Here is an 8,604-nt window from a genome sequence, read left to right on the forward strand (position 1 = left end):
CGGCAGCACAGTCATGTCTCTCGCGCCCGATCGGTTCGTATGGACCGCAACGCCGTGCGCCGCGCGTGGGACGAGGTCGCGGAGACGTACGCCGCCCGCCGCGATCCGGACGGATCGGACGCGGCGCTGATCGACGACCTGCTCGCCGACCTGCCGCCCGACCCCGCCGTCCTCGACGTGGGCTGCGGCGACGGCGCCCGGACCCTCGCGAACCTCCCGCCGGGCAGCGTCGGGCTCGACGTCTCCCGCCGCGGGCTCGACCTCGCGAGCGAGACGGTGCCCGACGCCCGGCTCGTCCACGGCGAGATGTCGGCGCTCCCGTTCGCGGCCGACCGCTTCGACGCGATCACCGCGTACCACGCGGTGTTTCACGTCGCGCGCGAGCGCCACCCCGCGGTGTACGCGGAGTTCGCCCGTGTCCTCCGCCCCGGCGGCCGACTCCTCACGACGCTCCCCGGCGGCCGCTTCGAGACGGTCCGGCGCGGCTGGATGGGCGGTCGGATGTTCTTCTCCGCGCCCGGCCGCGAGCGCACGCTCGACCAGCTTCGGGCGGCGGGGTTCACGACCGTCGAGACGATGACCGCGACCGACCCGCTCGGGAGCAGCACGGAGTTCGCGCTCGCGACGCTCGACGGGACGACCGACCCGTGACCGACGCCGACGAGGTCCCCCACGACGTCCGTGCGAGCCTCGAACAGCTGCTCGCCGCGGCCGCGACCGCGGCGGCCGAGGGCGACGAGGCGACCGCGCGGGCCGCCCTCGACACGGCCGAGACGGTGGCGACGAACAAGCTCCCGGCCGGCGAGCGGCGCGACCGCGTTCGGTGGGGCTGTACGGCGGCGCTCGACGCCCTGCCGAACGCGGATCTCGCGGCCGCCTACGCGACCGCGACCGCGGAGGCCGTCGCGGCGTAGGCGTCGCGTCCGCCGCGAGAGCACCGACGATTTCACCCGCCGCACCCACGGCCAGGTATGGACCGGCGCGATTCGCGGTTCGCCCTCCTGAGTACCCTGCTCGCCGTCACGCTGTTGAACACGCTCGACGCTCCGACCGCGCCGTGGTTCCGCACGGCGTCGGCCGCGCTCGGAGTCGCGACGCTGCTGTACGCCGGCTCCGTCGTCTTGCGCCCCCTCCTCGCGTGGCTCCCCGCCCGGTAGCGCGGGCCGGCCCCCTCGCTTTTGCCCGTCGAGCGCCTGTCTCCGTCCATGCGCGTCGCCTCACTGCTGCCTTCCGCCACCGAGACGCTGTTCGCGCTCGGCGTCGAGCCGGTCGGCGTCTCTCACAGCTGCGACCACCCGACCGCCGCCCGCGAGCGCCCGACGCTGACGAGCACGGTCGTCGACCACGAGGACCGCTCGGCCGCGGACATCGACGCGCAGATGCGGGCGGTCGACGGCGCGGTCTACGACCTCGATACGGAGCGACTCGCGGCCCTCGAACCCGATCTGCTCGTCACGCAGGCGACCTGCGACGTCTGCGCGGTCGACGCGAGCGAGGTCCGCGCGGCCGCCGAGCGGCTCGACCCCGCGCCAGACGTGCTCGCGTGCGACCCGCACTCCTTCGCGGACGCGCTCGACGACGTCGTGCGGATCGGCGAGGCCGTCGGTGCGACCGACGCCGCGACCGCCCTCCGAGCCGACCTCCGCGAGCGCGTCGACGCGGTCCGCGAGCGCGCCGAGCGCGCGGTCGCCGACGAGGGCCGCCCGCGCACCGCCGTCCTCGACTGGACCGACCCGCCGATCCGCGCGGGCCACTGGGTGCGCGACATGGTCGCGATCGCGGGTGGCGACCCGTCGTTCCAGCCCGACGGCCCCTCGGAGCCGGTCGCGTGGGACGACGTGCGCGCGTTCGACCCCGAGGCGCTCGTCGTCGCGCCCTGCGGGTTCGACCGCGACCGCGCCGTCGACGCGGTCGGCGACCTCGCCGACCGACCCGGCTTCGCGGACCTGTCCGCGGTCGCCGACGGCCGTACCTACGCGGTCGACGGCAACGGCCTCTTCAACCGCCCGAGCCACCGGCTCGTCGACTCGCTGGAGACGCTGTTCGCGTGCCTCCACCCCGAGCACGCCGCGACCGCGCCGGCCGGGAACGACCGGATCGCGCCCGTCGACGACGCCGCGACGCCGTCCGTGCGCGCAGATGGTGGCTGAGGGTGAGAGCGAGGCGGCGGCGTGGCCCCGTCACACGGCTCGGCGCTGGATAAGAACCGGTCGCCGAATACGGCTGTCGACTCCGGCTCGGAACCGATCGAGACGGGGTCGATTCACGAACTCCCGTCGGCCGTACTCGGCTTCCGCTCCACGACGATTTCCGCGCTCGCGAACGCCGTTCCACCTTCGATACTGTTCGGGGTCATGATACTGACCCTGTACGTCCCCGGCGCCCGGTGTGCGTTCTCCAGTGACACCGCTTCTAAATCCGGCGTGTACTCCTCGGAGTCGGGATTCCCCGCCGGCGGCCAGAGCTTGATCACAGACCCCTGCCACTCGGGTTCGTGTTCCTTGAGTTGTATCCTGAAGACCAGCGGGCCCAATCGCGGAAGGATTCCCGGATCGACGTGGACGCTCGCCGACGCGACCGGTCCCTCGTCGGACACCGAGACGACTTCGAGCGCCGACTCCCTCTTATCGGGCGGATAGCCGAGACACCCGCTCGATGCCACTGCGAGCGCCGCAACGCCGACTCCGCGACGACTCACCGCGTCACTCTCCTCAGTCCCCACACTGCTCACCCCGTCTCCCGCCTCGTTGTGACCGTCTCATACTTCCACCGTAGTTCTTCGCGGGCACGCTCCGCACACGTTGAGCGCTGTCTGCGCCGTAGTAAGTGTTTTCTGCCAGTTGACGCGTTTTCAGCGTGCCTGCGGTCTCTCAGTAGGTCCCCGCTCCGTGTTCGGCAGCGTCTCGCCGAGCTCTCACTCGTGGCGTAATTCGGGAGAAGCGGGGGCTCGACCGTCCGCTCAGGTCTCCGCCCGGTCGCGCAGCCCCGACAGCGTCCCCGCCTCGCGGAGGTCGGCGACGGTACAGTACCACGCGCCGCGCACGCCGTTCAGGTCGTTCTCGACGGGACTATCGAGCGGCACGAGTTCGTCGAACTCGAAGACGACCACGACGCGCTCCTCCGAGAACGGATCGATGAGCGCCGCCCAGTCGCTCTCGTCCATCGGGCCGGGGTCGCCGCGCGCCTGTTCGGTGCGGTCCACGACGCGGGCGTAGTGTGTGACCGCGGAGACGGGGGCGGTGCGGTAGAAGGCCATGTAGTCGAACTCGGCGCGGGTGCGGTCGTACGAGCGCGGCGCGGGGTAGAAGCCCGCGCGGCAGCGCTCGAAGGTGTCCGGTTGCGTCGCGACGACGCAGACGCGGGCGTCGTCCGGCGCGTCGTCGTCGGGGGCGTCGGCGGCGAAGCGGTCGAGGTCCACACGCGGGATCACCGGCGAGCGCGGATATATCCGCCGCCGGCGCGTACCGGGGGGTAGATGGCACGGAGCGCGACGAGCGCGCGCGGCGGTCCCCGCGAGCGCGACGAGACGGACGCGGCACGCGGCGAGGAGTCGCCCGCCGATCGGTCGGGGCCGCCGGCCCTCGCGATCGACGGGCTCACCAAGCGGTTCGGCGAGGGCGACGACGCGGTGACGGCGGTCGACGACGTGAGCCTCACGGTCGAGCGCGGCTCCGTCGTCGGCCTGCTCGGGCCGAACGGCGCGGGCAAGACGACGCTGATCAAGTGCGCCCTCGGGATCGTCATCCCCGACGCGGGGTCGGTCCGGGTGTTCGGGACGGACGTGCGCGACGGCCGCCGCACAGCGTACGCCGACGTGGACGCGATGTTGGAGGGCGCGCGCAACGACTACTGGCGGCTCACCGTCCGGGAGAACCTCCGGTACTTCGCGACGATCAGCGGGGTCGACCCCGACTCCGTGGCGGCGCGCCACGACCGGCTGCTCGACCGGCTCGACTTAGCCGACAAGGCGGACACGCCCGTCCGCGACCTCTCGCGGGGGATGAAACAGAAGGTGTCGCTGGCGAGCGTGCTGGCGGGCGGCGCGGAGCTCGTCTTCTTGGACGAGCCGACGCTCGGCCTCGACGTCGAGAGCGCGCGGACGCTCCGGGCGGAGCTGCGCCGGTTGGCGGTCGAGGAGGGACTCACCATCGTCGTCAGCAGCCACGACATGACGACGATCGAGGCGGTGTGCGACCGCGTCGTCATGCTGTCGAACGGGCGGATCGTCGCGGACGACGGCGTCGAGGCGCTGCTCGACGCCGCCGACCGCGACGCCGTCCGGGTGGCGAGCCCCGACCTCGACGCCGAGACGGTCGCGGGGCTCCGCGAGTCGTTCGAGATCCTCGACGTCGACCGCGAGGCGCGCCCGCCCGCGGTGACGGTCGCGGCCGGCGGCGACCGCTTCTACGACGTGGCCGACGCGCTCCGCGCGGCCGGCGTCACGGTCTCGGACGTCCGTACGGTCCAGCCCGACCTCGAAGAGGTGTTCCTCGAACGCACCGGCACCGCGTCCGACGCCTCGCTCGGCGGTGAGTCGCCGTGAGCGCGGACGCGACGCCGCCGGAGGAGCCGGCGACCGAGGGGACCGGCGACGCGGCGCGGGCCGGCGACGACCCCCGCTCGGCAACCTACTACCACCTGGCGCGGGCGGTCCTCTATCGCGAGTTCCTCATCTTCGTGCGGTACCCGGCCAACGCGATCGGCGGGATCGTGGTGTCGCTGTTCTTCTTCGGGGCGCTGTTCCTCGGCGGGCAGCTGCTCGCCGGGCAGGCGCTCACCGACTCGATCGAGGGGATCGTCGTCGGCTACTTCCTGTGGACGCTGTCGGTGGGCGCGTACTCGTCGGTGTCGAACGACATCGGCAGCGAGGTGCAGTGGGGGACGCTCGAACGCCACATCACCACGCCGTTCGGCTTCGCGCCCGTCGCGCTGCTGAAGGGGGTCGCGAAGGTGGTGCGCACCTTCATCACGAGCGCGGTGATCCTCGCCGCGATGCTCCTCATCACCGGGACGCGGCTCAGCCTCGCCCCGGTCACCGTGGTCGCGGTCGCGGGGCTGTCGATCGTCTCCGTGCTCGGCCTCGGCTTCGCCGCCGGCGGCGTGACGGTGCTGTACAAGCGGATCGGCAACTGGCTCAACCTGCTCCAGTTCGGGTTCGTGGCCCTCATCTCCGCGCCCGTCTTCGACCTGCCGTGGACGCGGGTGCTCCCGCTGGCGCACGGCAGCGCCATGCTCCAGCGCGCGATGGTCGACGGGGTGCGGCTGTGGGAGTTCCCGCTCGCCGATCTGGCGCTGCTCGTCGCCGTCGCGCTCGGCTACCTGTTCGGCGGCTACCTCGTCTTCCAGTACGCCACGGCGCGCGCCCGGCGGCTCGGCGTGCTCGGCGACTACTGAGCGCCCCGCCACGGCCGCCGAGGCCGTCTAACCCGACGCGTCGGCGTCGGCGTCGGCGGCCGTCAACACGGCGTAGATCATCGCCACCGGTATCGCCGCGCCGAGCGCGCCGGTCGGGACGACCGACCGCGGCGCGCCGACGAGCAGCAGCAGTCCGACCGCGACGCCGGCCGCCGCGCCGCCGGCGAGGAGTATCGCTCGGGATCTCCGCATATCCGACCGACGATCGCGGAGGGGTATGTACGTGCCGGGTCGGCGACTCCCGGGCGGGGATCGTCGCCGTCGCGGTCGCCACCCACGTTTCACCCCCGCACGGCCGACGTCTCGCGTCACTCCCGCGCGGTCGCCACCGCCTCCACCACCGCTCGCGCGTTCGCAGCGATCCGGTCGTACTCGCCGGCCCCGACGGCGTCGCGGTCGACGATGGCGCTGCCGACGCCGACGGCCGCGGCGCCGGCCTCGACGTACGCCCCCGCGTTGTCGGCGCTCACGCCGCCGGTCGGGACGAGCGGGATCTGCGAGAGCGGCCCGCCGAGCGCCGCGACGTGGGCCGGGCCGCCGGTCTTCGCGGGGAACACCTTCACGAAGTCGGCGCCCGCCTCGAACGCGTCGAGCGCCTCGGTCGGCGTGTACGCCCCGGCCGCGATCGGCGTGCCGTACCGGTTCGCGGTGCGGATGACCGCTCTGTTCACCGTCGGCGTGACGACGAACTCCGCGCCGGCGAGCTGGGCCGCCCGGGCGGTCTCCGCGTCGAGGACGGTCCCGACCCCGACCGCGGCGTCGACGCGGTCCGCGACCGCCTCGATGGCCGCGGTGACGTTCGGCGTGTCCGCCGTTATCTCCAGGGCCGCCACGCCGCCCTCCGTGACCGCCGCGGCGACGTCCGGGGCGTCCTCGACGCTCACGCCGCGGAGGATGGCGATCACGCCCGTCTCCGCGATCCGCTCGACGCTGTCTGGTCGCATGGCGGCCCTCCGCCGCCGAGGCTCTTAAATCGGCCCCGTTCGGCGGGCGGAGCGATCGTCTCGGCCCTCCGACCACCCTGCCCCGTCCCACCGACCGCTCCGACCCGACTTGCCGACTGCTCCGACTCGCCGATCCGCCGACCGTCCCGTTTTTAATCGGCTCCAGCCGTTGTCGACACCACGGAACCGACCCGACAATGCACATCACCGACTACGAACTGTTCGAGGTCCCGCCCCGGTGGCTCTTCCTGAAGCTGACCACCAGCGACGGCGCGGTCGGCTGGGGGGAGCCGGTCGTCGAGGGGCGGGCCCGGACGGTCGCGACCGCGGTCGAAGAGCTGCTCGACAACTACCTGCTTGGCGAGGACCCGACGCGGATCGAGGACCACTGGCAGACGATGTACCGCGGGGGCTTCTACCGGGGCGGCCCCGTCCTGATGAGCGCCATCGCGGGGATCGACCAGGCGCTGTGGGACCTGAAGGGGAAGCAGTTCGGCGCCCCGGTCCACGAGCTGCTCGGCGGCCGCGCCCGCGACCGCGTCCGCGTCTACCAGTGGATCGGCGGGGACCGCCCGGCCGACGTGGGCGAGGCCGCCCGCGAGAAGGTCGACGCGGGGTTCACCGCCCTGAAGATGAACGCCACCGCGGAGCTGCGCGCCGTCGACGCGCCCGCGGCGGTGTCCGACGCCGTCGACCGCATCGCGGCGGTCAGGGAGGCGGTCGGCGACGAGGTGGACATCGGCGTCGACTTCCACGGCCGCGTGTCGAAGCCGATGGCCCGGCGGCTGGCGGCGGCGCTCGAACCGTACGACCCGATGTTCGTCGAGGAGCCGGTGTTGCCCGAGAACAACGACGCGCTGCCGGCGATCCGGGCGTCGACGACCGTCCCGATCGCCACCGGCGAGCGGATGTACTCTCGGTGGGAGTTCAAGGAGGTGCTCGAGGCCGACGCCGTCGACGTGATCCAGCCGGACGTCTCGCACGCGGGCGGCATCACCGAAGTGAAGAAAATTGCCTCGATGGCCGAGGCGTACGACGTGTCGGTCGCGCCCCACTGCCCGCTCGGACCGATCGCGCTCGCCTCCTGTCTCCAGGTCGACGCCTGTACGCCGAACGCGCTCATCCAGGAGCAGTCGCTCGACATTCACTACAACGAGACGAGCGACGTCCTGGACTACCTCGCCGACCCGTCCGTGTTCGACTACGAGGAGGGGTTCGTCGACGTCCCCGACGGCGACGGGCTCGGTGTCGAGATCGACGAGGACTACGTCCGCGAGCAGGCGGGCGACGTCGACTGGCACAACCCCGTCTGGCGGCACGCCGACGGCTCCGTCGCGGAGTGGTGACGATGCGGGGACCCACACGCCGCGGGCGATCGCGAGGAGAGCAATGACCCGGCGCCACGACTCGCCGCGCGAACACGCCGTGCCCGGTCGCTTCGCCGGACAGACGGCGATCGTGACGGGATCGACCCGCGGCATCGGCGCGGGGATCGCGGAGCGGCTGGCCGCCGAGGGCGCGAACGTCGTCGTCAGCGGCCGGAGCGAGGACGCCGGGGAGGCGGTCGTCGAGCGGATCGACGAGGCGACCGGCGGGGACGCGGGCGACGCGGTCTTCGTCCGCGCGGACATGCGCGACCCCGAGGACGTCGCCGCGCTCGCCGAGGCGGCCGTGGCGGCGCACGGCTCGCTCGACGTGCTCGTGAACAACGCCGGCGTCCAGACCGAGACCGCGGCCGACGAGGCGTCGCTCGACGACTGGGCGTTCGTCGTGGAGACGGACTTCCGGGCGTACTGGCTGGCGGCGCGGGCGGCGCTCGAACACATGGACCGGGGCGCGATCGTCAACGTCTCGTCGAACCACGCGCACGCGACGATGCCGAAGCACTTCCCGTACAACGCGGTGAAGGCCGGGATCAACGGGATGACGCGCTCGCTCGCGGTCGACTTCGGCCCCAGCGTCCGGGTGAACACGGTCGTCCCGGGCTGGGTGGAGATCGAGCGCACCCGCGACGAACTCCCGGAGGGGCGGTTCGAGGAGGTGGAGTCGATCCACCCGACCGGGCGCATCGGCACGCCGAGCGACGTCGCCGGGGCGGTGTCGTTCCTCGCGAGCGAGGACGCCGCGTACGTCACCGGTTCGGCGCTGCTCGTCGACGGCGGCCGCGGCGCGGTGCTCCAAGACGACGTGCTCCCCGACTACCGGGCGCGCGAGGACTCCGCCGAAGACGAGGCGTGACCGGCGC

Annotated in this window: 12 protein-coding genes; 8 read left to right on the forward strand and 4 right to left on the reverse strand. The window is 72.9% G+C overall.

The genetic code is table 11. The features are described 5' to 3' along the window. Positions 1–39 precede the first annotated feature (39 nt). From Q0116_RS08285 to Q0116_RS08300, 4 genes are read left to right on the forward strand one after another with little or no spacing between them, the layout of a single operon-like run. Positions 40–651: a class I SAM-dependent methyltransferase gene (locus Q0116_RS08285; RefSeq protein WP_297886855.1), complete on the forward strand. Its 612-nt coding sequence runs from the start codon at positions 40–42 to the stop codon at positions 649–651. After that, complete coding sequence (locus tag Q0116_RS08290; protein ID WP_297886856.1) at positions 648–914, forward strand: hypothetical protein; 267 nt, start codon at positions 648–650, stop codon at positions 912–914. The genes Q0116_RS08285 and Q0116_RS08290 overlap by 4 nt, the downstream gene beginning before the upstream one ends. Positions 915–971: 57 nt before the next feature. After that, positions 972–1,157: a hypothetical protein gene (locus Q0116_RS08295; RefSeq protein ID WP_297886857.1), complete on the forward strand. Its 186-nt coding sequence runs from the start codon at positions 972–974 to the stop codon at positions 1,155–1,157. Positions 1,158–1,205: 48 nt separating this feature from the next. Further along, a complete protein-coding gene (locus Q0116_RS08300; protein WP_297886858.1) occupies positions 1,206–2,150 on the forward strand; it encodes an ABC transporter substrate-binding protein in 945 nt (314 codons plus the stop codon). Between the two features lie 113 nt (positions 2,151–2,263). Here Q0116_RS08300 and Q0116_RS08305 read toward each other — a convergent pair whose 3' ends face one another. Together Q0116_RS08305 and Q0116_RS08310 are read right to left on the reverse strand one after the other, a co-directional pair. Then, positions 2,264–2,722, reverse strand: a complete 459-nt coding sequence (locus Q0116_RS08305; protein WP_297886859.1) for a hypothetical protein — start codon at positions 2,720–2,722, stop codon at positions 2,264–2,266. Between the two features lie 237 nt (positions 2,723–2,959). Then, entirely contained in the window at positions 2,960–3,418 is a 459-nt protein-coding gene (locus Q0116_RS08310; RefSeq protein WP_297886860.1) for a hypothetical protein, read from the reverse strand. A gap of 57 nt (positions 3,419–3,475) precedes the next feature. Here Q0116_RS08310 and Q0116_RS08315 point away from each other — a divergent pair, with 57 nt between their 5' ends. Next, on the forward strand, positions 3,476–4,543 hold the full coding sequence (locus Q0116_RS08315; RefSeq protein ID WP_297886861.1) for an ABC transporter ATP-binding protein: 1,068 nt from the start codon (positions 3,476–3,478) through the stop codon (positions 4,541–4,543). Continuing rightward, the gene (locus Q0116_RS08320) at positions 4,540–5,394 is read left to right on the forward strand and encodes an ABC transporter permease (RefSeq protein ID WP_297886862.1); all 855 of its coding nucleotides are present in this window, start codon (positions 4,540–4,542) and stop codon (positions 5,392–5,394) included. The genes Q0116_RS08315 and Q0116_RS08320 overlap by 4 nt, the downstream gene beginning before the upstream one ends. Before the next feature lie 27 nt (positions 5,395–5,421). Here the strand turns inward: Q0116_RS08320 and Q0116_RS08325 are convergent, their stop codons facing one another. Next, complete coding sequence (locus Q0116_RS08325; RefSeq protein ID WP_297886863.1) at positions 5,422–5,607, reverse strand: hypothetical protein; 186 nt, start codon at positions 5,605–5,607, stop codon at positions 5,422–5,424. Between the two features lie 116 nt (positions 5,608–5,723). Next, positions 5,724–6,359 carry a bifunctional 4-hydroxy-2-oxoglutarate aldolase/2-dehydro-3-deoxy-phosphogluconate aldolase gene (locus tag Q0116_RS08330; RefSeq protein ID WP_297886864.1) on the reverse strand — a complete coding sequence of 212 codons (636 nt, stop codon included), beginning with the start codon at positions 6,357–6,359 and terminating at the stop codon, positions 5,724–5,726. 197 nt (positions 6,360–6,556) lie between these two features. Between Q0116_RS08330 and dgoD the strand changes: the two genes are divergently transcribed. After that, positions 6,557–7,705, forward strand: coding sequence for a galactonate dehydratase (dgoD, locus tag Q0116_RS08335; protein WP_297886865.1), 1,149 nt, complete (start codon positions 6,557–6,559; stop codon positions 7,703–7,705). Between the two features lie 43 nt (positions 7,706–7,748). Further along, complete coding sequence (locus Q0116_RS08340) at positions 7,749–8,597, forward strand: SDR family NAD(P)-dependent oxidoreductase (RefSeq protein WP_297886866.1); 849 nt, start codon at positions 7,749–7,751, stop codon at positions 8,595–8,597. Positions 8,598–8,604 lie beyond the last annotated feature (7 nt).

Source organism: uncultured Halorubrum sp., assembly GCF_937146585.1.
GTDB lineage: Archaea > Halobacteriota > Halobacteria > Halobacteriales > Haloferacaceae > Halorubrum > Halorubrum miltondacostae.